Origin of the sequence: Kocuria sp. 2SI (genome assembly GCF_005502825.1) — a bacterium.
In the GTDB taxonomy this organism is placed as follows: domain Bacteria; phylum Actinomycetota; class Actinomycetes; order Actinomycetales; family Micrococcaceae; genus Kocuria; species Kocuria palustris.
In genome coordinates, this window is the sequence record NZ_SCNB01000004.1 from 103,376 (window position 1) to 129,445 (window position 26,070).

General features: G+C 72.7%; 24 protein-coding genes. 15 read left to right on the top strand and 9 right to left on the bottom strand.

Annotation, left to right across the window (positions count from 1 at the left end; genetic code table 11):
* The first annotated feature begins 66 nt into the window (after positions 1-66).
* The 4 genes from dapE to FFS25_RS03775 all read left to right on the top strand — a co-directional run bounded on the left by dapE (position 67) and on the right by FFS25_RS03775 (position 4,051).
* Positions 67-1,218: a succinyl-diaminopimelate desuccinylase gene (gene dapE / locus FFS25_RS03760; RefSeq protein WP_249933758.1), complete on the top strand. Its 1,152-nt coding sequence runs from the start codon at positions 67-69 to the stop codon at positions 1,216-1,218.
* 16 nt (positions 1,219-1,234) lie between these two features.
* Positions 1,235-2,170 carry an LOG family protein gene (locus FFS25_RS03765; RefSeq protein ID WP_137801967.1) on the top strand — a complete coding sequence of 312 codons (936 nt, stop codon included), beginning with the start codon at positions 1,235-1,237 and terminating at the stop codon, positions 2,168-2,170.
* A gap of 319 nt (positions 2,171-2,489) precedes the next feature.
* Positions 2,490-3,788 (top strand): hypothetical protein, encoded by a 1,299-nt coding sequence (locus tag FFS25_RS03770; protein WP_249933759.1) that lies wholly within the window; start codon positions 2,490-2,492, stop codon positions 3,786-3,788.
* A 95-nt stretch (positions 3,789-3,883) separates the two neighbouring features.
* Positions 3,884-4,051 (top strand): DUF3117 domain-containing protein, encoded by a 168-nt coding sequence (locus FFS25_RS03775; RefSeq protein WP_081609586.1) that lies wholly within the window; start codon positions 3,884-3,886, stop codon positions 4,049-4,051.
* A gap of 72 nt (positions 4,052-4,123) precedes the next feature.
* Here the strand turns inward: FFS25_RS03775 and FFS25_RS03780 are convergent, their stop codons facing one another.
* The gene (locus FFS25_RS03780; RefSeq protein WP_040561587.1) at positions 4,124-4,753 is read right to left on the bottom strand and encodes an O-methyltransferase; all 630 of its coding nucleotides are present in this window, start codon (positions 4,751-4,753) and stop codon (positions 4,124-4,126) included.
* Positions 4,754-5,039: 286 nt separating this feature from the next.
* On the opposite strand from FFS25_RS03780, the gene FFS25_RS03785 reads away from it, so the two are divergent.
* Positions 5,040-5,720, top strand: a complete 681-nt coding sequence (locus FFS25_RS03785; RefSeq protein WP_024290906.1) for a hypothetical protein — start codon at positions 5,040-5,042, stop codon at positions 5,718-5,720.
* A gap of 30 nt (positions 5,721-5,750) precedes the next feature.
* Positions 5,751-6,188: a twin-arginine translocase TatA/TatE family subunit gene (locus FFS25_RS03790; RefSeq protein WP_137801968.1), complete on the top strand. Its 438-nt coding sequence runs from the start codon at positions 5,751-5,753 to the stop codon at positions 6,186-6,188.
* Positions 6,189-6,225: 37 nt separating this feature from the next.
* Here FFS25_RS03790 and FFS25_RS03795 read toward each other — a convergent pair whose 3' ends face one another.
* Genes FFS25_RS03795 through FFS25_RS03805 form a run of 3 tightly spaced genes read right to left on the bottom strand, consistent with a single transcriptional unit; the run spans position 6,226 to position 9,398 of the window.
* Entirely contained in the window at positions 6,226-7,410 is a 1,185-nt protein-coding gene (locus FFS25_RS03795; RefSeq protein WP_024290904.1) for a P-loop NTPase, read from the bottom strand.
* The gene (locus FFS25_RS03800; protein WP_137801969.1) at positions 7,403-8,113 is read right to left on the bottom strand and encodes a DUF1003 domain-containing protein; all 711 of its coding nucleotides are present in this window, start codon (positions 8,111-8,113) and stop codon (positions 7,403-7,405) included. Before FFS25_RS03800 ends, FFS25_RS03795 begins: the two co-directional genes overlap by 8 nt.
* A complete protein-coding gene (locus FFS25_RS03805; RefSeq protein WP_137801970.1) occupies positions 8,106-9,398 on the bottom strand; it encodes a magnesium transporter MgtE N-terminal domain-containing protein in 1,293 nt (430 codons plus the stop codon). Before FFS25_RS03805 ends, FFS25_RS03800 begins: the two co-directional genes overlap by 8 nt.
* 93 nt (positions 9,399-9,491) lie before the next feature.
* On the opposite strand from FFS25_RS03805, the gene FFS25_RS03810 reads away from it, so the two are divergent.
* Positions 9,492-10,259 (top strand): YflT domain-containing protein, encoded by a 768-nt coding sequence (locus tag FFS25_RS03810; protein ID WP_137801971.1) that lies wholly within the window; start codon positions 9,492-9,494, stop codon positions 10,257-10,259.
* 117 nt (positions 10,260-10,376) lie between these two features.
* Here the strand turns inward: FFS25_RS03810 and FFS25_RS03815 are convergent, their stop codons facing one another.
* On the bottom strand, positions 10,377-11,996 hold the full coding sequence (locus FFS25_RS03815) for an aminopeptidase P family protein (RefSeq protein ID WP_137801972.1): 1,620 nt from the start codon (positions 11,994-11,996) through the stop codon (positions 10,377-10,379).
* 177 nt (positions 11,997-12,173) lie between these two features.
* Between FFS25_RS03815 and FFS25_RS03820 the strand changes: the two genes are divergently transcribed.
* Positions 12,174-13,025 carry a PHP domain-containing protein gene (locus FFS25_RS03820; protein WP_137801973.1) on the top strand — a complete coding sequence of 284 codons (852 nt, stop codon included), beginning with the start codon at positions 12,174-12,176 and terminating at the stop codon, positions 13,023-13,025.
* A 58-nt stretch (positions 13,026-13,083) separates the two neighbouring features.
* Here the strand turns inward: FFS25_RS03820 and FFS25_RS03825 are convergent, their stop codons facing one another.
* From FFS25_RS03825 to FFS25_RS03840, 4 genes are all read right to left on the bottom strand, one after another.
* On the bottom strand, positions 13,084-14,841 hold the full coding sequence (locus tag FFS25_RS03825; RefSeq protein WP_249933760.1) for a DEAD/DEAH box helicase: 1,758 nt from the start codon (positions 14,839-14,841) through the stop codon (positions 13,084-13,086).
* Positions 14,842-15,164: 323 nt separating this feature from the next.
* Positions 15,165-15,401 (bottom strand): DUF3107 domain-containing protein, encoded by a 237-nt coding sequence (locus FFS25_RS03830; RefSeq protein WP_024290898.1) that lies wholly within the window; start codon positions 15,399-15,401, stop codon positions 15,165-15,167.
* 74 nt (positions 15,402-15,475) lie between these two features.
* Positions 15,476-16,108, bottom strand: a complete 633-nt coding sequence (locus FFS25_RS03835; protein WP_137801975.1) for a TetR/AcrR family transcriptional regulator — start codon at positions 16,106-16,108, stop codon at positions 15,476-15,478.
* 13 nt (positions 16,109-16,121) lie between these two features.
* Positions 16,122-17,570 (bottom strand): glutamyl-tRNA reductase, encoded by a 1,449-nt coding sequence (locus FFS25_RS03840; RefSeq protein WP_137801976.1) that lies wholly within the window; start codon positions 17,568-17,570, stop codon positions 16,122-16,124.
* A 116-nt stretch (positions 17,571-17,686) separates the two neighbouring features.
* Between FFS25_RS03840 and hemE the strand changes: the two genes are divergently transcribed.
* From hemE to hemB, 7 genes are all read left to right on the top strand, one after another.
* Positions 17,687-18,871, top strand: a complete 1,185-nt coding sequence (gene hemE, locus FFS25_RS03845; RefSeq protein WP_137801977.1) for a uroporphyrinogen decarboxylase — start codon at positions 17,687-17,689, stop codon at positions 18,869-18,871.
* 179 nt (positions 18,872-19,050) lie between these two features.
* A complete protein-coding gene (gene hemG, locus FFS25_RS03850) occupies positions 19,051-20,568 on the top strand; it encodes a protoporphyrinogen oxidase (protein ID WP_137801978.1) in 1,518 nt (505 codons plus the stop codon).
* 71 nt (positions 20,569-20,639) lie between these two features.
* Positions 20,640-21,356, top strand: a complete 717-nt coding sequence (hemQ, locus tag FFS25_RS03855; RefSeq protein ID WP_137801979.1) for a hydrogen peroxide-dependent heme synthase — start codon at positions 20,640-20,642, stop codon at positions 21,354-21,356.
* On the top strand, positions 21,353-22,672 hold the full coding sequence (locus tag FFS25_RS03860; protein ID WP_137801980.1) for a ferrochelatase: 1,320 nt from the start codon (positions 21,353-21,355) through the stop codon (positions 22,670-22,672). Before hemQ ends, FFS25_RS03860 begins: the two co-directional genes overlap by 4 nt.
* A gap of 38 nt (positions 22,673-22,710) precedes the next feature.
* Positions 22,711-23,781, top strand: a complete 1,071-nt coding sequence (gene hemC / locus FFS25_RS03865) for a hydroxymethylbilane synthase (protein ID WP_024290893.1) — start codon at positions 22,711-22,713, stop codon at positions 23,779-23,781.
* A gap of 188 nt (positions 23,782-23,969) precedes the next feature.
* Positions 23,970-24,956, top strand: a complete 987-nt coding sequence (locus FFS25_RS03870) for a uroporphyrinogen-III synthase (protein WP_171004086.1) — start codon at positions 23,970-23,972, stop codon at positions 24,954-24,956.
* A gap of 1 nt (position 24,957) precedes the next feature.
* Positions 24,958-26,007, top strand: coding sequence for a porphobilinogen synthase (gene hemB, locus FFS25_RS03875; protein ID WP_082676928.1), 1,050 nt, complete (start codon positions 24,958-24,960; stop codon positions 26,005-26,007).
* Positions 26,008-26,070 lie beyond the last annotated feature (63 nt).

A 26,070-nucleotide genomic window follows, 5' to 3' on the forward strand; every position in this document is an offset into this window, starting at 1 on the left:
CATCCTACGGATAGGGCCGGTCAGCGCAGGGGCCGGGGCTTGCGCGTCGGCCGATATGGTGGCGTCATGTCGAGCCCCGAGTCACCTGCCGCCACCGAATCCCCCTCGAGCCCCGAAGGACGCCCGCAGGCCCTGGACCTGGCCGCGGATCCCGCGCAGCTCACGGCCGCGCTGATCGATGTCGAGTCCGTGTCCGATCACGAGACGCCGCTGGCGGACCTGGTCGAGGAGGCGCTGCGGGGGCTGGAGCACCTGAGCGTGCACCGCGACGGCGATGCGATCATCGCGCGCACCGAGCTGGGCCGGGCGGAGCGGGTCGTGCTGGCCGGTCATCTGGACACGGTCCCGCTTCCCACGGCCGAGGGCTCGCGAGGGACCGTGCCGTCGTCGTGGTCGGGCTCCGACGAGGACGGGGACCTGACCCTCTACGGCCGCGGAGCCACCGATATGAAGGGCGGGGTGGCGGTGCAGCTGGGTCTGGCCGCACAGCTGAGCGAGCCGAACCGGGACATCACCTACGTCTTCTACGACCACGAGGAGGTCGACTCGGCCAAGTCCGGGCTGGCCCGTCTGGAGCGCAGCGTCCCGGACCTGCTGCAGGCGGACTTCGCGGTGCTGCTCGAGCCCACCGACGGCACGGTCGAGGGCGGCTGCAACGGCACGCTGCGCTTCGTGATCGCCCCGCAGGGACTGGCCGCGCACTCGGGCCGGGCCTGGCGCGGGGACAACGCGATCCACAAGCTCGCCGACGTGCTGTCCGTGCTGGCCGACTACGAGCCGGCAACGATCGAGGTCGAGGGGCTGGCGTACCGGGAGGGGCTCAACGCGATCCGCATCAGCGGGGGCACCGCGGGCAATGTGATCCCGGACGCGGCCTCGGTCGAGATCAACTACCGCTTCGCCCCGGACAAGACCCTCGAGCAGGCCCAGCAGCACTGCCGGGAGCTGTTCCCGGGCCATGAGCTGGAGTTCGTGGACCTCTCCCCGGCGGCACGCCCCGGGCTGGACCGGGCGTCTGCGGCGGCCTTCGTGGCAGCCGTCGGGCAGGAGCCCAAGCCCAAGTACGGCTGGACCGACGTGGCCCGCTTCTCGGCCATGGGCGTGCCGGCCGTGAACTTCGGCCCCGGAGACGCCCTGCTGGCCCACACGGACGACGAGCACGTCTCGGCCGAGGCGATCCGTCAGTGCCGCCGGGTCCTGCTGAGCTGGCTGTCCTAGGGCATAGCCTGGGGTCATGAGTCACAGCGACCCCCGCGCCAGCGACCGCCGCGAGTCCGCACAGGACCTCCCGGGCGAGGACCAGCCCGTCTCCTCCTCGGCCGAGCGCCCCGCCACCAGACCCTCGCGCTTCAAGGGGCCCATCGTCCTGCGCGGCCGCGAGGCCCACCGTCGGACCTCGGATCAGCGGCTGCTGGAGCAGGGCGGGCCCCAGGACTTCGGTCACGACGACGACTTCACCCGCACGGACCCCTGGCGGATCATGCGGATCCAGTCGGAGTTCGTCGACGGCTTCGACACCCTGGCCCGGCTGGGGCCGGCGGTGACCGTCTTCGGCTCGGCGCGCGTGCCCGAGGGCGCCGCCGACTACGACCTGGCCCGTGAGGTCGGCCGGGCGCTGGGCCGCGCCGGTTACACCGTGATCACCGGCGGCGGTCCCGGCATCATGGAGGCGGCCAACCGCGGCGCGCACGACGTCGAGGCCCCGTCCGTGGGCCTGGGGATCGAGCTGCCGCACGAGCAGAGCCTGAACCCCTACATCGACCTGGGCATCAACTTCCGGTACTTCTTCGTGCGCAAGACCATGTTCGCCAAGTACAGCCACGGCTTCATCGCCCTGCCCGGCGGCTTCGGGACCCTGGACGAGCTCTTCGAGTGCCTGACCCTGGTCCAGACCGGCAAGGTGACCCGCTTCCCGGTGGTGCTCATGGGCGTCGCGTTCTGGACACCGCTGCTCGAGTGGATCCGCGGCTCGCTCGTGGAGCAGGGGATGGTCTCCCCAGATGATCCGGATCTGGTGCGCCTGACCGATTCTGCCGAGGAGGCGGTGCGGATCATGCGCGAGGCGCACGACCGCTTCACCCGCGAGGCAGAGCACCGCGCCGATCTGGGCGGCTACGACCAGGCGCCCTCCGGGGGCTTCGACGACGACGGCCGAGCGGGTCGCTGGTGAGCGCTCCGGTCATGGCGATGGTGCTCAGCCTCCTGCTCGTCGCGGCGGGAACCGCCGCGGCGGTGCGGCAGCTGGGGCGTTCGGGGGTCGCTGAGCCCTCTTCCGGTCCCTCGGCCGCAGCGCCCGTGCACTGGACGCGCCGAGGCCGCAGCGAGGTCGGGGCACCGGCGCGGGCGCGAGCGGCTCGCACCTCCGGCGGGCCGCGATCCGGGCGGTCAGCCGGCGCGGCGCGCGTCCCCGGGGCATACCGGTGAACTCGGCGGGGCCGGAGGCCTCCGGCCCGCAGAACTGCTCGGAGCACGGACCAGGTCGCGAGTCGATGCGCGGCACTGTGCGCAGCACCGCTGAACAGGGCGGTTCCGCTGCGGGGACTGCCGCCGCCGACGTCCGTCCCACGCGGGTCCACTCGTCCCTGGCCGGCTGGGCCGGCGAGGCCGGTGCTCGGCTGGCTCGTCAGCCGCTGTGGCTGCAGGTCCTTCTGCTCTGGGCGGTGGCCCGAGCCTGGTCGGCTCTCGTGCTGATCGTGATCGACCGGCAGGCCCCGGACGGTCCGTGGGGCGAGACTCCGCTGGGCTACTTCGCCACGGCCGGGATCTGGGACGGCGAGTGGTACCAGCGCATCCACGACGACGGCTATCCCACGCAGATCCCTCGCGACCGGACCGGCAGCGCCGAGGAGAACGCCTGGGCCTTCTACCCGGTGTTCCCCCTGCTGGTCCGCGGGATCACGAGCCTGACGGGGGCGCCGTGGTCGATCGTCGCGCCCCTGGTCTCCTTAGCCGCGAGCTTCGCCGCGGCCCTGGCGATCGCGGCGCTGTTCCGTCGTCTGCTCGGGCAGCGCGATGCCCTATGGGCGCTGGCGGTGGTGGGCCTGTGCGCCGTCTCGCCGATCCTGCAGACGGCCTACGCGGAGTCGCTGCATCTGGCGCTGCTGGCGCTGTCGCTGCTGCTCGTGCTGCAGAGGCGCAGCGCCCTGGCCGCCGTCGCCATCCTGGTCATGTGCCTCTCGCGTCCGGCCGGGGTGCCGTTCGCCGCGGCGCTCGGCATCGTCTGGGCCCTCCGCGCCGTGCGCGTGCTGAGGGAACGGGGGCCGGGCGGGCTCGGCCAGGTCCTGGACCGCTGGTTCTGGCTGGCCCTGTGGGCCTGCGCCTGCGCGCTGGCCTGGCCGGCGATCGCGTGGCTGGCCACGGGGGAGCCGCGCGCGTACACGGACACCGAGACCGCATGGCGCGGCACCTCGCTGGTGCCGCTCGAGCCCTGGGCGGTCTTGGGCGCTCAGCTGCTCGGGGAGGGCTGGGGGTGGCTGTTCGTGCTGGTCCTGGTGGTGCTGTGGGTGCTGCTGATGACCACGACCGCGGTGCGCCGCACCCTGCCGCTGGGCCTGCAGGTGTGGGTCCACGCCTATGCCGTCTACCTCCTGCTCTTCCTGCACCCCCAGTCCTCCACGCCGCGCCTGCTGCTGCCGCTGTTCGTGCTGGCCGCGCCGCTGGTCGCGGTGAGCGAGTCGAGGGCCTACCGGTGGGGCCTGGTGGTGGTCTGCGCGCTGTCGCAGATCGTGTGGGTCGGGGTGCTGTGGCAGTGGTCGCCGCTGCCGCAGGGCGGCGACTATCCGCCGTGATCGGGGACCCCTTGAGACCCCCGCCACGCCTCGTGTGACGCATCCGATATGATGGATGCTGGAAGAACGTGCCGACGGACAGGAGATCGAGTTCCATGGCGGCTATGAAGCCCAGGACCGGTGATGGCCCTATGGAGGTCACCAAGGAGGGTCGCAGCCTCATCATGCGCGTGCCCCTGGAAGGCGGCGGTCGTCTCGTCGTCGAGCTCAAGGCCGATGAGGCCGCAGAGCTGAAGGGCTGCCTCGAAGGCGTCACCGGCTGACAACCCCACGAGCATCGACAAGGACCCCCGCACCCGACCAGGGTGCGGGGGTCCTTCCCATGGGGGCCTGCCTCAGCGGCGCACGGCCACGAACAGCCCGGATCCCGGAGTGAGGATGGCGGACACGAAGCGCTCGTCCTCGCGCAGCATGCGGTGGATCTCGCGGTGCACGCGGGTGGAGTCCTGGCGCTGCACGGGATCCGGCACGCGGTCCTGATCGAGGGCGTCCTGGACGATCAGGGTGCCGCCGCGGCGCAGCAGGCGCACGGCCTCGTCCACGTAGAGCAGGGTGTTCGACGGCTCCGCGTCGAGGAAGACCAGGTCGTAGGACGCGGAGCTCAGCCGCGGCAGCACGAGCGAGGCGCGCCCGGAGATGGTGCGCACGCGCGGCTGCGTGCCGATCTCGCGAAAGGTCTCGCGGGCCGCGCGCAGGGCCCGGATGTCCGTGTCGATGGTGGTGAGCACCGAATCCTCCGGCATGCCGCGCAGCAGCGCGGCACCCGAGACGCCGGCTCCCGTGCCGACCTCGACGGCCGCCCGGGGCTGACCGGCGGCGGCCAGGACCGTGAGCGTGGCGGCCACCGCGGGGGTGACCGGACGCAGTCGCAGGGCCATGGAGCGCTCGCGGGCCCGCAGCAGGACGTCGTCCTCCTGCGGATAGGCCTCGGCGTAGGCCCAGCTGGTCGCCTTGCCGCTGCTCATCGCCACCCGCCCGTTCCTCTGCTCGGTCCTGCCCTGCTGCCTTCGCGCCGCCGATTCCGCGCGGCCCGTGATCAGGGCGCGGCGGCACCGGCTGCGCAGTGCACTTCGGGTCATCCTACCCGTCGGCCCTCGTCCGCCTGCGACGTGGGGGTCGGCGCCTCGAACGGGCCGGCAGCGGCGTCGAGGGCGAGAGCGCACACAGGATCCGTCAAGGTCCGTCTCGGATCCTTGGCCTGCACGAGCGCGGCCAGCGCTCGATCCGCCGCGAGCACCCCAGGGGAGGACCATGAGCTCCACGGCTCTGCCCACGTTCCTCTCCAGGGCTCGGCTCATCACGGCCGTGGTCTCGGTGATCCTCCTGCTGCTGCTCGGCATCCTGCTGCTGGGGTGGTTCGCCGGATCGCGCTCGAGCGTGCCCTCGACTCCGGGCGCCACCGCGGCGCAGGGCTCGCCGTGGGCTCAGTCCTCGGGGCTGCTGATCTCGGAGGTCTCCGACCTCGACGTCCTGCGCTCACAGGGCTGGACGCTGCCGCTGGCCGGGATGCCCGGCTACGAGGTGCTCTCGCTGAGCGAGGACACGATCGCCGGTCAGCCCGCTGTGCGCATGCAGCTGCAGGACGCGCAGGGCCGCGATGTCCAGATCACCGAGCAGCGCGGCAGGATCGATCAGTACCACCCCACCGACGGCATCGCGGGTCTGCCGTCCACGACCACGGGTCTGGACCCGGCGGTCCTGAGCGGCACCCCGGTGCGGGTGCGCGAGGGCAGCCCGTGGCGCGCGCAGATCGTCCACGACGACGTGGTCTACACGCTGCAGAGCGAGTCCTCGGCCGCGGAGATGGTGCGCCTGATGCACCACACCGAGGCCGCGGACCGGGCCACGCTGGTGCAGCGTCCGGAGGAGACCTCCTCGCCGGGGGAGACCGTGCTCAGCGGCTGGCGGCGCATGCTCGGGATCGGGGCCTGAGCCGGTGCACGCACTGATAATCTCGACGACGTGTTAGGCATCAGCGGCTGGGAAGCCATCGTCCTCATCGTCCTGATCCTGCTCGTCCTGGGTCCGGAGAGGCTTCCGGAGTACGCCGAGAACCTCCGAGACCTGGTCAAGCGGGCACGCCGCTACGCAAGCGGCGCCAAGGAGGACCTGCGCGAGACCCTCGGCCCGGAGATCGGCGACCTCGACTGGCGCAAGCTCGACCCGCGCCAGTACGACCCTCGCACGATCGTGCGCGATGCCCTGCTGGAGGCCGATCAGGAGGACTCCGCCGAGAAGCGCAAGCGCGAGCGCGAGGAGCGCGAGGCCGCGCGCGCCGAGCGCAAGCGCCGGCGGGAAGAGGAGGCGGCGGCAGCCGGCGAGGACCTCCCGGCGCAGGCCAAGCCGTTCATGCGCCTGAGCGATTCCCAGCAGGCCCCGTTCGATCCCGAGGCCACCTGAGACGCAGACCTCCGTCGTGGGGAGGGCACCTGAGCGCTCAGCGCGGGGTGATCCCCAGGGAGCGTCCCTCCAGGCCGCGAGGACCGTCCAGGCGCGCGGCCACACCGCGCAGGACCTGGGAGGCCGGTGCCTCCGGGTCGGACCACACGAGCGGCATTCCGGCGTCGCCGGCCTGCCGCAGGGCGATGTCCAGGGGGATCGAGCCCAGCAGGGGGACGTCGTAGCCCATGCGGCGGGTGAGGGAGTCTGCGATCTGCTCGCCGCCGCCGCTGCCGAAGAGATCGAAGGACGAGCCGTCGGGCATGACCATGGCGGACATGTTCTCGATGACCCCGGAGACCGTCTGATCGGTCATGGCCGCCAGGGCCCCGGAGCGCTCGGCGATACCCGCTGCGGCCTGCTGCGGCGTGGAGACCACCAGGACCCCCGAGCCGGGCAGCTTCTGGGCCACCGCGATCGCGACGTCGCCGGTGCCGGGCGGCAGATCCAGCAGAAGGTGGTCCAGATCGCCGAAGTGGACGTCGGCCAGGAACTGCTCGACCGCTCGGTCCAGCAGCGGTCCGCGCCACACCACCGGGTTTGCCGGATCCGTGAACATGCCGATCGAGATGGCCCGGACGCTGCCGCGCCGGTGCCCGTCGGCGGCGCGCGAGGCTCCGTCCTCCGACGCGGCGGAGTCAGGGACCTCGACGACGGGCGGCAGGATCATCTCGTCGACCTTCGTGGGCCCGGCGGTGATGCCGAACAGGCCCGGGATCGAGAAGCCGTGGATATCGGCGTCGACGACGCCCACCGAGCGTCCGCGCGCGGCCAGGGCCGCGGCCAGATTGGCGGTCACCGTGGACTTGCCGACACCGCCCTTGCCGGAGGTCACCGAGTGCACTCGGGTCAGCGACGTCGGATCCGCGAACGGGATGGTGCGCGTGTGCCCGAGCCTGTCCTTGAGCTCCTCGCGCTGCTGCGGGGTCATGACGTCCAGCTCCACCACGGTGCGATGCACGCCGTCGACCCCGCGCACGGCCTCTGCGACGTCCGTCTCGATCGTGGAGCGCAGCGGGCAGCCGGAGATCGTGAGCAGGACCTCGACGACCGCGGTGCCGTCCGGGTCGAGCCGGGCTGCGCGCAGCATGCCCAGGTCGATCAGCGGGCGGCGCAGCTCGGGGTCCTCCACGGAGGACAGGGCCGCGGCCAGGCGGGGATCGATGGGGTCCTGCTCAGTCATGGTCACCTGTGCTCCGAGGGCTCTCGGGATCCTCCGCCGCCGTCGCCACGGCCGCCGTCTGCTGGGCGCCGTGCTGGTCGGCGCTCGGCCGCTCGAGACCGGCCGAGCGGGCGGCCACGGTCTCGCCGGAGCGCTGCTTTTTGCGGCCTTTGCGCTTGCGGCTGGAGGGCTCGGGGTCTGCGTCGTCGGCGCCCTCAGGGTCGTTCAGCTCCTCGAGCAGCTCCTCGAACAGGTCGCGCAGCTCGGAGCGGACGTAGTCGCGGGTGGCGACCTCTCGCATGGACATGCGCAAAGCGGCGATCTCGCGGGTCAGGTACTCGGTGTCGGCCAGGTTCTCCTGCGTGCGCTGGCGGTCGCGCTCGGCCACGACCTTGTCGCGGTCGTCCTGGCGGTTCTGGGCCAGCAGCAGCAGCGGGGCCGCATAGGAGGCCTGCAGGGACAGCATGAGCGTGAGCAGGGTGTAGTTCAGCGCGCGCGGGTCGAACTGCATGTCCTCGGGCATGAACGTGTTCCAGCCCAGCCAGATGAACACGAAGACGGACATCCACAGCAGGAACTGCGGGGTGCCCATGAACCGGGCGAAGCCCTCCGTGAGCTGGCCGAAGGCGTCCGGGTTGGGACGCAGCCGGTTCCACATCCCGTGGCGCAGGCCGGTGGGGGTGTCCAGGCCGGCAGTGCGGCGCTCGGTGCGGCTCTCAGTCATAGCGTCGTCCCACCTTCCTCACTGGGGTTCCGTCGTCCCAGGTCCGCCAGTCGTCCGGCAGCAGGTCATCGAGCACGTCGTCGATCGTGACCGCACCCACCAGGCGGCGGTGCTCGTTGATCACAGGAATGATCGTCAGGTCGTAGGTGGCCAGCTCGCGGGCCACGTCCGAGATGGGGGAGAGGTCCTTCACGGGATCGATCGCCGAGTCGATCAGGCTGCCGATCGGCTCGGGCGGCGGCACGCGCAGCAGCTCCTGCATGTGCACCATGCCCAGGTACCGCCCGGTGGGCGTCTCCAGCGGCGGACGGCACACGAACACGGCCGCGGCCATGGCCGGGGAGACCTCCTCCTGGCGGATCGCGGCCAGCGCCTCGGCCACCGTGGTCTCCGGGGCCAGGATGATCGGCACCGGGGTCATCATCGAGCCGGCGGTGCCCTCCTCGTACTCGAGCAGGCGGCGGACGTCGTCGGCGTCCTCGGGCTGCATCAGCTCCAGCAGCGACTCGGCATCCGGGTCCGGCAGCTCGTTGAGCAGGTCCGCGGCGTCGTCCGGCTCCATCTCCTCCAGGACGTCGGCGGCGCGCTCGACCTCCAGGTGGGTGAGGACGAAGACCTGATCCTCCTTGGTCATCTCCTGCAGGACATCGGCCAGGCGGTCGTCGCGCAGCTCGGCGGCGATCTCCAGGATGCGCTTGTGGGGCAGCTCGCGCAGCTCGTCGGCCAGGTCCGCGGGCTTGTCGTCCTCGTGCGAGCTCACCCACTGCGTTGCCGGCTGATGGCCGACGGCCTCCTGGTCGGTGGCCTCGTTCCAGTCGATGACGAGCGTCTCGCCGTTGCGACGGCGCATGAGGCCGCCGCCCACGGGGGCGCGGCGCACGAACAGCTGCGTGACCTGCCAGTCGCCAGAGCGGGCCAGCTCCATGCCGACGTCGATGATGGTGGCGGTGCCGCTGCCGTCGCGCATGGTGACGGTGCGGTCGAACATCTCGCCGACCACCAGGATCTCGGACCCGCGCTGCTCGAAGCGGCGCAGGTTCACCAGGCCGGTGCACAGGACCTGCTCGGAGTCCATGGACGTCACCCGGGTCATGGGCAGGAACACGCGGCGCTTGCCCAGGACCTCCACCACCAGGCCCACGACCACCGGCTGCTTGGCCGAACCGGCGCTGTCGCGCCTGATCATGACGAGGTCGCGCACTCGCCCCACGCGGTCGCCCAGGGGGTCGAACACGTCCAGGCCGATGAGGCGCGCGATGAAGATCTTCTCGAGTGAACTGCTCACCGCACCAGGGTAGTCGCTGCACGGATTCAGCCGGGCGCGATCGAGACCTGCGTCTCAAGGCTCCGGTCAGCTGCATGGGGGAGTCTTGGGCCCATGAGCAGCTCAGCGCAGAAGGCACGTCAGATCTCCGGGGCAGGACTGCCGGAGGGCAGGGTGATCGCCTCTTTCACCAAGTACGCGGACGCGCAGCGGGCCGTGGACCACCTCTCGGACGAGGAGCTCGAGGTCTCGGCGCTGTCGATCGTCGGGCACGACCTCGCGACCCTGGAGAAGGTCACCGGCCGGCTGACGTATCCCCGCGTGGCCCTCATGGCCGCGGGTCAGGGCGCGTTCTTCGGCCTGTTCTTCGGGCTGATCCTCAGCCTGTTCGGGGGCGGCGGGCCCCTGGCCATCCTGTTGACCGTGGCCCTGGGCGCGGCGTTCTGGATGCTGCTCGGCGTGGTCTCCTACGCCGCCCAGCGCGGACGCCGCGACTTCACCTCCATGTCCACGATCGTGGCCACGCGCTACGACGTCCTGGCCCGACCGGATGTGGCCGATCAGGCCGAGCGCATGCTCCAGGGGGCCGGTCTGCAAGGCAGGGCCCCGCGCGCGGCGGCGCCCGCTTCGCCGGCTCCCGGAGCCGCCGGGCCGGTCGGCGACCCGGGCGCCGCCCCCGACGGGCAGCCGCAGGAGCAGTCGGCTCCGGTCTCGCGCCCCGATGAGACCCCGGACGGCCGCCCGCTCTACGGCGTGCGCGTCTCCCCGCAGGAGCAGGAGGCGCACCGGGGGCACCCCGAGGGCCAGGAGCAGGGCCAGGGCCCAGACCAGGCTGCCCCCGGTGGGGACGGCCCGTGGAGCGGCGGCGCGCCGCGCAGCTGAGCTTCTGCAGGCAGATGACCTGCTGTCGGACGGTCTTCCGCCTGCGGAGGCGGCCGCCCGTCGCGGGGCCGGAGCTGCGACCGGCCCCGCGACCGTCGCCTGATCCGTGCCTGCTGATCAGTGCGCGGTCGAGGACGCCTCGGAGGACTCGAACAGGCCCTGCATCCAGGACTCGACATCGTCCGGATGACGCGGCAGAGCGGCCGAGAGGTTCTCATTGCCGTCGGCGGTGATCAGGACGTCATCCTCGATCCGCACGCCGATGCCCCGGTACTGCTCCGGGACGGCCAGGTCCTCGGCCTTGAAGTACAGGCCCGGCTCGATCGTGAAGACCATGCCCGGCTCGATCACCGCGTCCTGGTAGAGCTCGCGGCGCGCCTGGGCGCAGTCGTGGACGTCCAGGCCCAGGTGGTGGCTGGTCCCGTGCGGCATCCACCGGCGATGGTGCTGGCCGCGCTCCGAGAGCGAGACCTCGGCGGAGACCGGGAGCAGGCCCCATTCCTCCAGCCGGGCGGCCAGCACCGACATGGCGGCGTCGTGGACGTCGCGGAACCGGTTGCCGGGCACCGCGACCGTGAACGCGTGATCGGCGGCATCGAGCACGGCCTGGTAGATCTGGCGCTGGATCTCGGAGAACTCGCCGGTGACCGGCAGGGTGCGGGTGATGTCCGCCGTGTAGAGCGACTCGGCCTCCACACCGGCATCCAGCAGGATCATGTCCTGCGGGCGGATCTCTCCCGTGTTGCGGATCCAGTGCAGCACGGTCGCGTTGTTTCCGGAGGCCGCGATGGTGTCGTAGCCGAGGTCGTTGCCCTCAGCCCGGGCGCGGGCGAAGAACGCCCCCTCCACGAGCCGCTCGCCGCGCGGCTTGGCGATGGCGTGGGGCAGGGCCCGCACGACGTCCTCGAAGCCCCGGACGGTCATATCCACCGACTCCCGCAGCTGCGCGATCTCGTGCTCGTCCTTGATCAGCCGCAGCTCGGAGAGCCGCTCCACGAGCTGGTCGTCCTGCAGGTGAGCCTGCTCCAGCTCCACGCCGCCTGCCTGCCGGGCCGAGTCGACGATGCCGTCCACTGCCGCGTCCTGCGCGCGGACCAGACGGAGCTGGACGCCGTCCGCCCCGACGTCCTTGCTCAGCGCGGCCTCCAGCTCCGACAGATCCCGCGTCCGCAGGCCGTAGGCGGCGGAGATCTCGCGCAGCGTGGGCCGGTCGCCCACCCAGAACTGACCGTTGCGGGCATCGGCGTAGAACTCGCGGGTGTCCCGCCCGGCCATGGGATGGAAGTACAGCACCGCGGTGTGATCACCGGCGTCGTCCCCGCTGCCCGGCTCGACCGGCTCCAGCACGAGCACCGCGTTCGGCTCGTGGTCCACGCCCAGCCCGGTGAGGTGGGCGAAGGCCGAGTGGGGGCGGAAGCGGTAGTCGGTGTCGTTGGAGCGGACCTTGGGCGCCCCCGCAGGGATCACCAGGCGCTGACCGGTGTGCTCCTTCGAGATCCGCAGCCGCCGCTGGGCGGCATGATCGGCGACCTCCTCCCGCGGCAGGTCCTTCTGCGCTGCCGGGGCCCACTGCGAGGCCATGAACTCGGCGAAGGCCGAGGACTCGGGGGAGCGGGTCCTGTTGTCCACTCGCTCGGACAGCGGCTGCGAGCCGGGCTCTGCGCCGGTGTCTGCCGGTGCGCCGGCGCTCGCCTCGCGGGCGGCTGCGGGGGTGGTCTCCGAGGGCTGATCCGTCATGCTCGCTCCGTCCTGCCGGTCGGGGACCGGCTGCTCGGGGCGCAGCCGTCACCTGAAGCTGCGCGGTCTTCGTCCTGCCATGGTGCCACCGGGCTCCGACGGGGGTGGGGTCGAGGCGACCTGAGCCCGCCCGCCGAGCGGGATGGCGGCGTCTGCGGGCCGTGCCACGATGGGGCCATGAAGATCGATCTGCACACCCACTCCTCGGCCTCCGACGGCACCCAGCTGCCGGGAGAGGTCATCCGCAGCGCGGCGGAGGCGGGTCTGGACGTCGTGGCCCTCACGGATCACGACACGACCGCCGGGTGGGAGGAGGCCGCGGAGGCGGCGCGCGAGCACGCAGTGGCCTTCGTGCCCGGGACCGAGGTCTCGTGCCAGACCGACGACGGCATCTCGGTGCACCTGCTGTCCTACCTGCAGGACCCGCAGGATCGGGCGCTGGACGAGGTCATGCAGAGGGCCCGGCGCTCGCGGCGCACGCGCGCCGAGCGGATGGTGGAGATGATCGCCGAGGACTATCCCATCAGCTGGGAGCAGGTCCTGGACCAGGTCGTCGGGGATGCCACCGTGGGTCGGCCGCACCTCGCCGACGCCCTCGTGGCCGCCGGGATCGCGCAGACCCGCTCCGAGGCCTTCAGCACGGTCCTGCACCCGCGCTCGGGCTACTACGTGGGCCACTACGCCCCGGATCCGGTCACCGCGGTGCGGCTGGTGCGCCAGGCCGGAGGTGTGCCGGTCATGGCCCATCCGCTGGCCGGCGTGCGGGGGCGGACGGTCGGGCAGGAGGTCTTCGACGCCATGATCGAGGCGGGCCTGGCGGGCCTGGAGATCGCTCACCGGGACAATCCGCCCGAAGCTCGGGCGGTGCTGTCGCAGATGGCGGCCGAGCACGATCTGATCGTCACCGGCTCCTCCGACTACCACGGCTCCGGCAAGCCGAATGAGCTGGGCGAGAACCTCACCTCGGAGCAGTCCCTGCGCCGGATCATGGCGGAGGCGGGCTCCGGGACGCAGGTCGTGCGTCCCTGAAGAGCCCGCCTCAGGGGTGCTCGCGCCGAGGCGGCGCGAGCGGATCAGCTCCGGAGGATCAGTCCTGGCCGTCGACCAGGCGAGCCGGGGAGCCCGTCAGCTGCTCGCCGCTGGAGCGGCGGCGGCGCCGACGGCGCGCGTTCGCCGTGGCGCGGTCCTCACCGGTGTTCGGAGCTGCCGTCTCGGAGCCGCGGGTGCGCTCTGCGCTGCGGCCCTCTCGAGGGCTGCGCGAGGACTTGCCCGTCTCTGAGCCACGACGGCGCCCGCCGCGGGAGCGGCTGCGCGAGCGGCCGGAGCCGCCTCGACCCGAGCCGGACTCGCGCTCGCCCGAGCCGGATCCGCCGGAGCGAGCGCCGCGGGAGCCCTCGCGGCCGCTCGAGCCGCCGCGCGAGGAGCGCGAATCGCCCTTGTCGCCGCGGGAATCCGGGCCGCCCAGGTCCTCGAGCTTCTCCGCGCCCAGACCGGCGTGGGTCTGCTTGGAGCGCGGCAGCTTCCCCTTGGTGCCCTTGGGGATGCCGAGGTCCTCGAACAGGTGGGCCGAGGAGGAGTAGGTCTCGACCGGCTCGGGGATCCCGAGCTCGAGCGCCTTGTCGATCAGGCGCCAGCGGGGGATGTCATCCCAGTCCACGAACGTGATCGCGGTGCCCTTGCGCCCGGCACGACCCGTGCGGCCCGTGCGGTGCAGGTAGGTCTTCTCGTCCTCGGGGCACTGGTAGTTGATCACGTGGGTGACGTCGTCGACGTCGATGCCGCGGGCGGCGACATCGGTGGCCACCAGGATGTCCACCTTGGACGAGCGGAACGCGCGCAGCGCCTGCTCGCGGGCGCCCTGCCCCAGATCGCCGTGCAGCGGGGCGGCGGCGAAGCCGCGCTCGATCAGCTCGTCGGCGACCTTGGCGGCGGTGCGCTTGGTGCGAGTGAAGATGATGCACCGGCCGCGGCCGTCGGCCTGCAGGATGCGGCCCAGCATCTCGGGCTTGTCCAGGTTGTGCGCGCGGTAGACGACCTGGCGGATGTCCGCCTTGGTCGAGCCCTCGTCCGGGGCGGCGGCGCGGATGTGCATGGGCTTGGACATGTACCGGCGTGCCATGGCCACGACGGGGCCGGGCATGGTCGCGGAGAACAGCATGGTGTGGCGCACGCGCGGCACCGCCGAGAGCAGCTTCTCGACGTCCGGGAGGAAGCCGAGATCGAGCATCTCGTCGGCCTCGTCCAGCACGACCGTCTTGACCTGGGACAGGTCCAGGTGATGCTGGCGGTTCAGGTCGATCAGGCGCCCGGGGGTGCCCACCACGACCTCGACGCCCTTCTCCAGGGCCTCGATCTGCGGCTCGTAGGCGCGGCCGCCGTAGATCGTCAGCACGCGCGCGTTGCGGGTCTTGGCCGCGATGGACAGGTCCGAGCCCACCTGCACCGCGAGCTCGCGGGTGGGGACCACGATCAGAGCCTGCGGTGCGCCCGGGCGCTCCAGGCGGTCCCAGCCGTCGTCGTCGCGGCCCACGACGTTCTGAACCGCCGGGATGCCGAAGCCAAGGGTCTTGCCCGTGCCGGTCTTGGCCTGCCCGATGATGTCCTGCCCGCTCAGCGCGATCGGCAGCGTCATGGACTGGATGGGGAACGGGTGGACGATCCCGGCCCCCGCCAGGGCCTCGGCGATGTCCTCCCGGACGCCGAAGTCGGCGAAGGTGCGGGTCTCGACGGGGGCCTGGGGCTCCACCTCCACGGAGTCCTCGGCGATGGCCTCCAGCTGGGCCTCGCCCTGGTCCGGGGCGGTCTCGGGAGACTGCTCGGTCTCGGGGGATTCGGTCTGGCTCATGTTCGGGTCCTTCCCGTGGTCATCCGTGCGCTCTCGCGCGGCAGCGGTCCGCGGCGCGAAGGTGCGACGGGGCACGCCGCTGCGACCGCTTCCGGGGCTCGCGGCCGCTTGCGGGGCCGGGGCGGAAGGGGAGGACGTGCCAGGGGTGGGAGCCGATCGTGCAGTTCTTCGGGTGATCTCGTCATCGACGATCGGGCATCCGGTTGCGGGACCACTGTACTCGGCCGTGTGCCCGGGCATGGAAGGGGCCGCGGCGCGCTGCCTCGGTCGAGGCGAGCGCGACGCGGCCCGGGTGCGCTCGCGCGCTGGCTGCGAGCTGCGGCTCAGCTGGCGCTGACGCCGGGCATGAAGCCCACGCGGCGCTTGGTCTCCGCGCCGATCTCGACGTAGGCGATCCCCGAGGCCGGCACCAGCGTCAGGTTGTCCTTGGAATCCTTCAGGGACAGGACGGTGCCCTCGTTCAGGGCGGCGCTGACCAGGTCAGTGGCCTCCTGCGCGCCCAGCGGGGAGTCGACGACGATCTCCCGTCCGACGTGCTGCATCCCGATCTTGATCTCCACGGTTCCTCCTGAATGATCTGCGGGCCGCGAGGGCTGCGGCCGGACTCCTGGTGGTTGACGAGTCTAGGAGCGGGTCACTTCCAGTCCTCGTCGAGCACTCCGATTCCGCCCCAGGCTAAACGGAAGACCAGCAGCTGGGCCTCCTCGCGGGAGATGAGGTCGCGGTGGCGCGACCAGTAGCCGGCACCCGTCTGGACCATGTCGGTCAGCGAGCGCGAGAGCATGACGGCCGCGTCCTGGCTCATTCCGGTGTTCGGGCCCAGGACGCTGCCCACGCCCTCGGCGACGCGCATGTGGAAGTCCTCGAAGCGCTCGCCGATCTGCGGATCCGCCATGAGGTCCGATTCGAAGATCAGCTTGTAGGACTGCGGGTCGTAGTCCACGAAGTCGAAGTACACGCGCAGCATCTCCTCGACGCGCGCGCGGTTGACCGTGATCCCCTCGCGGGCCTGTGCGCCTTGCAGGGCCTGGAGCAGGTCGCCGCCGAGGCGCTCCAGGCTGTGCTCCACGAGCGCCAGGTAGAGATCGTGCTTGCCGGGGAAGTGCTGGTACAGCACGGGCTTGGAGACGCCGGCGGCATCGGCGATCTCCTCCATGGAGGCGCCGTGGTAGCCGCGCTCCGAGAAGACGATGAGGGCGACCTGCAGCAGCTGGCGGCGCCGCTGCTCCTTGGGCAGACGGGTGGTGCGAGGACGGGGTGTGGGCATGGGGCTCCTGGGCTCAGCCAGCGGCGCGGGGCAGCTGCCTGTGGCCGTCGGCCGCGTCGTGGTGCGTGCGGGGCCCGGGGGTCGGCTCGGCTCGCTGATCGGTGCGGCCGCGGCCGCAGTGGGTGGGGTCCGTGGTCCCTGCCGCGTCGCTGGGGGAGGAGCCGGGACCGGTGGGGGCAGGGGTCTCGAGGGGCTCGGCGCGCACGGGCGTCGCCTGCTCGGGAAGATCGACGGACAGGCCGAACAGGGCTTCGAGCCCGGTCAGGTAGTCCTCTGCGCGGCCCTCCTTGGCCATGCGGCGGGCGCGGACCGTGGGCTCGTGGAGCAGGGACTTCACCATGCGGCGCATGGCGAACTCGACCTCCTCGGCGGCGGCGGTGCAGCCGTGCTGGCGGCGGACCTTCTCCAGCTCGGTGTCCAGCACGGACATGGTGTGCTTGCGCAGCGCCACGATCGCAGCGTCCATGTCCCGCTCGGACCGGCGGTCGCGGAAGCGCTTGGCGGCCTCGGCGACGATGCGGCGGGCGGAGGCAACGGACTCCTCGGTGGCCTCGGGGGCCGCGAGCTTGACCGACTCGAGCGTGATCAGCTCGACGCCGTCCAGGTCCACGACCGAGGGATCGAAGTCCCGCGACAGGGCCAGGTCGACCACCGTGAGCGGGCCCTCGGGAAGCTGATCGGCCGACAGCGGCTCGGATCCTCCGGAGCAGCCGATCACGACGTCCGCGCGCTCGAGGGCCTCGCGCAGGCCGTCCACGGGAACCGGGGCTCCGCCGCGGTTGGCGGTGAAGGCCTCTGCTCGTCCCGAGGCGGAATGGACCTCGATGTCGGCGCAGCCGCGGTCGCGCAGCGCGGCCATGGTGGCCCCGGCGTAGGCGCCGGTGCCGAAGACCAGCGCGCGGCGCTCGGGCCAGCGGCCGTCGGTGACGTCGTCAGCCAGGTCCAGTGCCACCGAGACGATCGAGCGGCCGCGCTCGCCCAGGCTCGTGCTGGTGCCGACCTCTCGGGCGGTCTTGGCGGCCTCCTCGAACAGGCGCACGAGCCCGCCGGAGGCGGTGCCGCCTCGCTGGGCATCGATCAGCGCGCGGCGCACCTGCCCGGTGATCTCGCGCTCGCCCACGACGGCCGACTCGAGCCCCGAGACGACGGTGAAGAGGTGATGGGCGGCGTCCTCGTCGACGTGCAGGTCCATGGACTCCAGGACGTCCTCGAGGGCCACTCCGGAGCGCTCGGCCAGCAGCCGGGCGAGGGCCTCGCGGGCGGGGCCGATGCCGGCGGCGCCGGTGCTGTCGTCGAGCTCGCCGTAGATCTCCAGGCGATTGCAGGTGGACAGCGAGACGGAGCCGCTCAGCCCGGCCGTGGGGCCGAGCTCCAGGGGAGCGCTGGCAGCACCGTCGGCCAGACGCGCGACGGTGCTCAGATCAACGGTGCGGTGGGATGCCACCAAGGAGAACAGGACCACAATCCCCTCATCCTACCGCGCGGTCGCAAGCTCGCACCGGTGGCGCGGACCACCTCCTGGCTGCGGGGGCCGTGCAGACGTCTCGTCGCCAAACCAGCATGCTGACGGAGGGCACAATGGGAGCCATGACCCACGCAGCACAGACCTCCGGAGCCGAGACTGCAGCGACCCGGCCGCTCACGGACGAGACGGCCCCCGACGGCTTCCGCGGAGGGTTCGAGCGCCTTGCACCGGAGCACCCGCTGCGCAGCGCCGGCACCCATGACTCGGCGCTGCTGCGGGAGCTGACCGGGCGCCGCGCTGCCTCGCACCCCGTCTGGTTCATGCGACAGGCCGGACGCTCGCTGCCCGAGTACAAGCAGGTCCGCGAGGGCACCGCCATGCTCGACGCCTGCCTGCGGCCCGATCTCGCCGCGGAGATCACGCTGCAGCCCGTGCGCCGCCATCGCGTGGACGCCGGCATCTTCTTCTCGGACATCGTGGTCCCGCTGCGCCTGGCTGGTGTGGGCGTGGACATCGTCCCCGGCAAGGGCCCGGTGCTCGAGCACCCGGTGCGCACCGCTGCGGAGATCGATGCCCTGCCCGAGATGGACGACGAGGCCCTCGAGCCCATCCGCGAGGCGGTGCGGCTGACGACCGCCGAGCTCGGAGCGACCCCGCTGATCGGCTTCGCGGGGGCGCCCTTCACCGTGGCGGCTTACATGGTCGAGGGCGGGCCGTCGCGGGATCATCTGCGCCCGCGCACCATGATGCATGCCGATCCCGGGGCCTGGCAGGCGCTGGCGGCGTGGGCGGCGCGCGCCTCGGGCGCCTTCCTGCGCGCCCAGGTCGAGGCCGGCGCCTCGGCCGTCCAGCTCTTCGACTCGTGGGCCGGATCGCTGTCGCTGCGGGACTATCAGGAGCACGTGGCCCCGCATTCGGCGGCGGCCCTGGAGTCCGTGGCGGACCTGCCGGTCCCGCGGATCCACTTCGGCACGGGCACCGGGGATCTGCTGGCCGCCATGCGCGATGCAGGGGCCGAGGCCGTCGGCGTGGACCACCGCCTGAGCCTGAGCGAGGCCGTGCGCCGGGTCGGGCACGGCACGGTCCTGCAGGGCAACATCGACCCGGCCCTGCTTCCGGCCCCCGCGGAGGTGCTGCACCGCCACGTGGACGAGGTGCTGACGGCCGGGGCGGAGGCCGCAGGCCACGTGGTCAACCTGGGCCACGGCGTCCCGCCGAGCACCGATCCCCAGGTGCTCACGGACCTGGTCTCCTACATCCACGACCAGCAGCCGGCGCCCAGGCCCGCCGACGGCTGAGCAGGGGGCTGGTTGCAGGCGGTGGCCGCGCGGCGGCTGCGTTGTCGGTGCGCAGTGGCATCCTGGAAGCAGATGAGGGCCGGCGGTCGTCGATCCGCGGACCGGCCGGTCCCCGCAGCGGAACTCGGATCAGCAGGCGCCTGGGCGCAGGCGCACCAGTGCAGGAAGGACGTGCAGCGGTGGAGCAGACCGTGTCGGGGCTCTCGGGCCAGCAGCGCGCGCGAGGACCGCTGCGCTCCGCGCTCGTGGTCGGCGGAGGCATCGCGGGCCTGTGCGCCGCGCGGGATCTCGCCGCGGCCGGGCTGCGCGTCACCCTGGTGGAGGCCCGCCCCCAGTTCGGCGGCTCCGTCGGCTCCCACCTGGTCGAGAACCTCGTGCTGGACTCCGGCGCGGATTCCTTCGCGACCCGCTCGGAGGCCGTCGCCGAGCTGGCCCGGGAGCTCGGGCTGGGGGATCGGATCATCTCCCCTGAGCCCCTGGGCTCCTGGACGGCCCTGCCGGACGGCCCCCGGCCCTCGCAGCGCACGGGCATCCTGGGCATCCCCGGCGACCTCTCGGAGCCCGGCCTGGCCGAGACCCTGGGGCGCTTCGGGCTGTGGCGGGCGCGCGCGGACCTCAAGCGCCCGGCGAGGGTCGGGGCGCAGGCGCGCACCCTAGGGGAGCTCGTGCGCCAGCGCATGGGCACCGCCGTGCTGGAGAGGATGGTCGCCCCCTTCACCATGGGGGTGCACTCCGCCCACCCGGACGCCCTGGACCTGGACACCGTCTCGCCGGGGATGCGCCAGGCCCTGCGCGAGCACGGCAGCCTCAGCGGCGCGGCGGCCTCCCTGCGCCGGGCAGCACCTCCGGGAGGCAACGTCGCGGGTCTGCGCGGAGGCATGAACACTCTGGCTGAGGCCCTCGTGGAGGACCTCAAGCAGCGCGAGGTCAAGCTCGTGCTCGGCTACGACGTCCTGGCAGTGGACCGGGATCCGCGCCGTCCCGGCTGGATGGTCCTGCAGCGCCAGCCGGAATTCGGGGACAAGTCCGCTATCGCCCGCGGCGAGCTGCTGGTCCTGGCCTCCGACGGCCCCACGGCCGTGCGCCTGCTCGGGGCACAGTCCCGGGAGATCTCCGAGTTCCAGCCCAAGCTGGGCCCCCAGATCGCCCTGGCCACGCTGGTCGTGGACAAGCCCGAGCTGGATGCCGCGCCCCGCGGCACAGGCATCCTGGTCTCCGAGGACGTCCCGCACGTCCGCGCCAAGGCACTCACGCATGTGAGCGCCAAATGGGGCTGGGTCCGCGAGTCCCTCCCGGACGGACGCCATGTCCTGCGCCTGTCCTACGGGCGGGTCGACAGCTCGGGGCGCACGGCCTCGCCGGAGCTGCAGCTCAAGGACGACCAGCTGCTGACCCTGGCCATGCGCGATGCCTCGCACCTGCTGGGCGTCGAGCTGCCGCACTCCTGCCTGGTCGACGGCGACGTCGTGCGCTGGGAGCAGGCCATGGCCCGCCCGTCGGCCGGGCACGCCGAGAAGGTCGCAGCCTTCCGCCAGGCCGTGGCGCAGATGCAGGACGTCGCAGCGGTCGGCTCGTGGCTCTCCGGCACCGGGCTGGTCGCCGTCGTGGCGGACACCCGCCGGGAGATCTCCCGCGTGCTGCAGGAGCACGGGGTCACCGAGCCGCCGCCCGCAGAGGCAGCAGCGCACGGGGTCTGAGCCCCGCGCACCACAGCACAGCACGCCGATCGGGCGATTCCGATCGGAGCCCGACGAGAGGAGCAACGCACATGTCCGCTCAGAGCACCGAGCAGTCCCAGGACGTCGAGCAGCAGGGGACCCAGCACTGGGCCGTCTGGTCCGTCTACGCCCGCGACAACGACCGCACCGTGCCGACCCACGAGCAGGAGACGGCCGCCGTCCAGGAGTTCGACGCCCTCGTCGAGCAGCTGGCGGCCGAGGGCATCGTGGTCCGCGGCACCTACGACGTCTCCGGTCAGCGCGAGGACGCCGACATCATGCTGTGGCTGCACGGCCAGGACCCCGCGGCCCTGCAGCTGGCCCTGCGCCGCGCTCGCCGCACCGCGCTGCTGGCCGGCACCCACCAGGTCTGGGCCGCCATGGGCGTCCACCGCGAGGCCGAGTTCACGGCCAACCACTCGCCGTCCTACGCCCGGGGCGTCGCCCCGGAGGCCTGGGTCTGCGTCTACCCGTTCGTGCGCTCGTACGAGTGGTACTGGATGGATCCCGAGGACCGCTCGCGCATGCTGCGCAACCACGGCATGAAGGCCCGCGACTACCCGCAGGTGCTGGCCAACACGATCGCCTGCTTCGGGCTCAACGATTACGAGTGGATGCTTGCCCTGGAGGCCCCCGAGCTGGTGGACCTGGTGGATGTCATGCGCCACTTCCGCAACACCGAGGCCCGGCTGCACGTGCGCGAGGAGACCCCGTTCTACACCGGTCGGCGAGTGAGCACCGCGGACCTGGCCGAGGTGCTGCGATGACCGCGCGAGGAGGCGCCCCGGTGCCGCAGGAGCCCGAGCTCGCGCCGTCGGCGGTGACGATCCCCGGCGGTCGCGCCGTGGACTCCTGGCCGCACCCGGCCCAGGCGCCGCAGCTCTCCCGGGCCCGAGCGCAGGAGCCCGCGGACTGGGATGCGATCGTGCTCTCGTCGTTCGGCGGCCCGGAGGGCCAGGACGACGTCATCCCCTTCCTGCGCAACGTCACCCGGGGCCGCGGCATCCCCGATGACCGGCTCGAGGCCGTGGCAGGGCACTACCGCGCCAACGGCGGGGTCTCGCCGATCAACGCGCAGAACCGCGCGCTGCTGGGCGCGCTCGAGCAGGAGCTGCGCGAGCGCGGGATCGACACCCCCATCACGTGGGCCAATCGCAACTGGGAGCCCTACGTCGCCGATGTCCTGCAGTCCCTGCACGACCAGGGCAGCCGTCGGGTCCTGGTGCTGGCCACCTCCGCGTTCTCCGGCTACTCGTCCTGCCGGCAGTACCGCGAGGACTGGGGAGTGGCCCTCGAGCAGACCGGGCTCGGCGAGCAGATGGTCGTGGGCAAGATCCGCCAGTACTTCGACATGGCCGGGTTCCTGGAGCCGTTCGTCGACGGGCTGCGCGAGGCCCTGCTCCAGCGTGCCGAGCGCGGTCCCCTCAGGATCCTGTTCGCCGCCCACTCCGTGCCGGACACCGACGCCCTGGCCGCCGGCCCCGAGACCATGCGGGAGGGCTTCGCGACCGGCTCGGCCTACGCGGATCAGCTGCTCGCGGCCTCGCGGAAGGTCATGGAGCGCACTCGGGCGCGGCTGCAGGACGAGGGGCTGTCTCTGCCCGAGTCGCTGAGCTGGGATCTGGTGTTCCAGTCGCGTTCGGGTCCGCCGTCCATGCCGTGGCTCGAGCCGGATATCAACGATGCCGTCGAGCAGGCGGCGGATGACGGCGCAGGCTCCGTGATCGTGGTCCCGATCGGCTTCGTGTCCGATCACATGGAGGTGCTCTGGGACCTCGACACCGAGGCCCGCGAGACCGCGCAGGAGCGCGGCCTGGGCTTTGCGCGCACACCGACTCCGGGGACCCATCCGGCGTTCGTGTCCGGACTCGCGGACCTGATCGAGCAGCGCATGGCCGGGCGCTCAGGCGAGCCCAGGTCCTCCGCGTGCAGCGACGGCACCTGGTTCGACGACTGCCCCGCCGACTGCTGCGTCAAGATCCTGCGCGGCAGCACCGAGCCGCGACCCACGATCGCGCAGAGGCCCGAGGGAGAGCCGATCCCGGTCGGTCTCGACGAGACGGGCCAGGTGGTGCGCGCATGAGCGGGCAGCCCCACGAGACCGATCAGGTAGGCCAGGACATGAGCGAGGCAGAGCGCACCGAGGACCAGCGGCAGCCGGCCGCCGTGCTGAGGGTGGGCACGCGCGGCTCCGCGCTGGCCCGCACCCAGACCACCTGGGCGGCGGACCGGGTGGCCGAGGCCGCCGGGGTCTCCCACGAGCTGGAGATCATCCGCACCGAGGGCGATGTCCTCACAGGATCGCTGGCGACCCTGGGCGGGACCGGCGTGTTCGCGGCGGCTCTGCGCGTGGCGCTGCTCGAGGATCGCGTGGACATGGCCGTGCACTCCCTCAAGGACCTTCCCACGGCACCCACCCCTGGCCTGTCCATCGGCGCGGTGCCTGAGCGCGAGGACCCCCGCGACGCCCTGTGCGCCCGCGACGGCCTGCGCCTCGAGCAGCTGCCCGACGGCGCGAAAGTCGGCACCGGCTCGCCCCGACGGGCCGCTCAGCTGCTGCTGGCCCGCCCGGACCTGCAGATCGTGGACATCCGGGGCAACGTCCCCACCCGCCTGGCGCGCGTTGCCGGGCTGGATCCCGAGGGCCCCGGCGATCTCGACGCCGTGGTCCTGGCCGCCTCCGGCCTGCGCCGACTGGGGCTGCAGGCGCACATCACGGAGGCGCTGGACCCGTCGGTCGTGCTGCCCGCTCCCGGACAGGGGGCGCTGGCCCTCGAGATCCGCACCGAGGTGCTCGAGAGGGATCCAGAGCTCGCCGAGCAGGCCTCCGGCTCCTCACAGGACGCCGTCGCCGCGCAGCGTGCCCGCCCCGGGCAGGACGCGCTCGACAGCGACCTGCTGCAGGGCCTGGCGCGGATCAACCACCTGGAGACCCGCTGGGCCGTGACCGCCGAGCGCGCGCTGCTGGCACGGCTCGAGGCCGGGTGCGCCGCACCGGTGGGCACGCTGGCCACGGTCGAGAACGGCATGCTCACGCTGCGGGTCGCCGTGGCCTCCCCGGACGGGGCCGAGGTCATGCGCCGCACCGAGGCCTCGCACGAGCTGTCCACGGCCGCCGCCCGGGAGCTCGGGCGCCGCGTGGGCGACGGCCTGCTCGCCGACGGCGCGGCCCGACTGGCGGGGCTGGCCTGAGCACGGTGCCCACGGCCTCCCCGTCCCGGGACTCGGCGCGGTTCAGCGCGCCGAGCGGGGGAGCCTGCGCGCAGCCCCCTGCGTCCGGGGCGGCAGGCTCGGGACCGCGCCCGGGCCGGCCAGGGCCGGCGGGGCAGGGGCAGGAGCACCCGTCCCGCTGCGGAGACAGCCCGCTGCGGGGCCGGTCCGTGCTGGTGACTCGCACCCCGGATCGGGCGGCGGAGCTGCTCGAGCTGCTGCGCGAGCGCGGAGCCGAGCCCGTGCTCGTGCCCGTCCAGGAGGCGCAGCCGGTCACCGGCCGGCAGCGCCAGGACCTGTACGAGCTGCTCGAGGCGGCGGTGCAGGGGCCGAGGCCCGCAGTGCCCCCCGGCAGCTGGACGGAGGGCCGCTCGCCGGCACCGGCCGCAGGTTGCCATGGATCCCCGGATCGGGCCGAGCCGCTGTGGCTCGTGGTGACCTCGGCCAACACCGTGCGCGCCCTGCATCGTCTGGGGCTCGAGACGCACGGGCGCGGCCTCGGGGAGCTGCTGGAGCCCGGCATCGAGCGCGGGCTGCGCGTGGCAGCCGTCGGACCGGCCACCGCGGCCGAGCTCGAGAGCCATGCCGTGCCCGTTCATCTGCAGCCCCATCGCACGGCCTCGGCCGCCGGGCTGCTCGAGACCTGGGGGCGGCCGGAGGGCCCGGACACGGCCCTCGCCCCGGTGCGCCCCGGCACCGTGCTGCTGCCCCAATCGGCGGCGGCCTCGCCCGAGCTGACGCGCGGGCTGCAGGAGCTCGGCTGGCAGGTGCGGCGCCGCGACGCCTACCGGATGGCCCCGTGGCCGGCCGAGGATCCCCTGGTCGCAGCACCCGTGGGGCAGCACGATCCGGTGCGCACCGTCGAGCAGGCCCGCTCGGAGCTGGCAGCCGGCGCGATCGACGGCGTGATCCTCACCGCCCCGTCGACCGTCCGTGCGCTGGCAGACGGACTCGTGCGGGCTCCGTCGCCCGCGCTGGCGGCCATCGGGGAGCCCACGCACACCGCCGTCGTCGCACTGGGCCTCGAGGCGGTCGTGGCCGAGTCCACGGCGCCGTCCGGGCTCATCGAAGCACTCGAGCGGGCCGTGGCCGCTCCGCCGGGGCGCCGGCGGCCCGCCCCACCCCAGGACATCGCCCCATCAGCACAGGAGGAATGACATGAACGATCGCATCGATCCCAGCGCAGCAGCCGAGACTCCGCGCAGCCGCCGCTTCAGCGTCGATCTGCCGCACCGCCCGCGGCGCCTGCGCCAGTCCGAGACCATGCGCCGCCACGTGCGCGAGACCCGCCTGCACCCGTCGCAGCTGATCCTGCCGGTCTTCGTGAAGGAGGGGCTGCAGGAGCCGGTCGAGATCGCCTCCATGCCCGGGGTGGTGCAGCACAGCATGGACTCGCTGCGCCGTGCGGCCGCCGAGGCGGTCGAGCTCGGGCTCGGCGGCATCATGATCTTCGGCGTCCCGGCCATCCTGGACGCCCGGGGCTCGGGCCTCATCGATCCCGAGGGGATCCTCAACCGTGCACTGGGCGAGGTCCGCGACGAGGTCGGCGACGACCTCCTGGTGATGGCCGACCTGTGCCTTGACGAGTTCACCGACCACGGGCACTGCGGCGTGCTGGACGACCAGGGCCGCGTCGACAACGATGCGACTCTCGAGATCTACGCGCAGGCCGCCGTGGCCCAAGCCCGGGCCGGGGCCCACGTGCTGGCCCCGTCCGGGATGATGGACGGGCAGGTGGGCGTCATCCGCGACGCCCTGGATGCCGCCGGTCATCAGGACACCGTGGTGCTGGCCTACGCCGTGAAGTACTCCTCGGCGTTCTACGGCCCGTTCCGCGAGGCCGTCGACTCGGCGCTGACCGGCGATCGCAAGACCTACCAGATGGATTCCGCCAACCGGCGCGAGGCCTTCCGGGAGCTCGAGCTGGACCTGGCCGAGGGTGCGGACATGGTCATGGTCAAGCCGGCCATGTCCTACCTCGATATCCTGAGGGAGGTCGCCGACCAGTCGCCGGTGCCGGTGTCCGCCTACCAGATCTCCGGGGAGTACGCGATGATCCAGGCGGCCTCGGCCAACGGCTGGATCGACCGCCGCGGTGCGGCCCAGGAGTCGGTGCTCTCGATCATCCGCGCCGGCGCCGATACCGTGCTGACCTACTTCGCAACTGACCTGGCCCGCTGGTGGCGCGAGGACAACGGCCTGAGCTGACAGGCCCCAGACGACACGACGACCACAGCGGAAGCCATCGGCCGCGCCCAGCCGCGCCGCCGC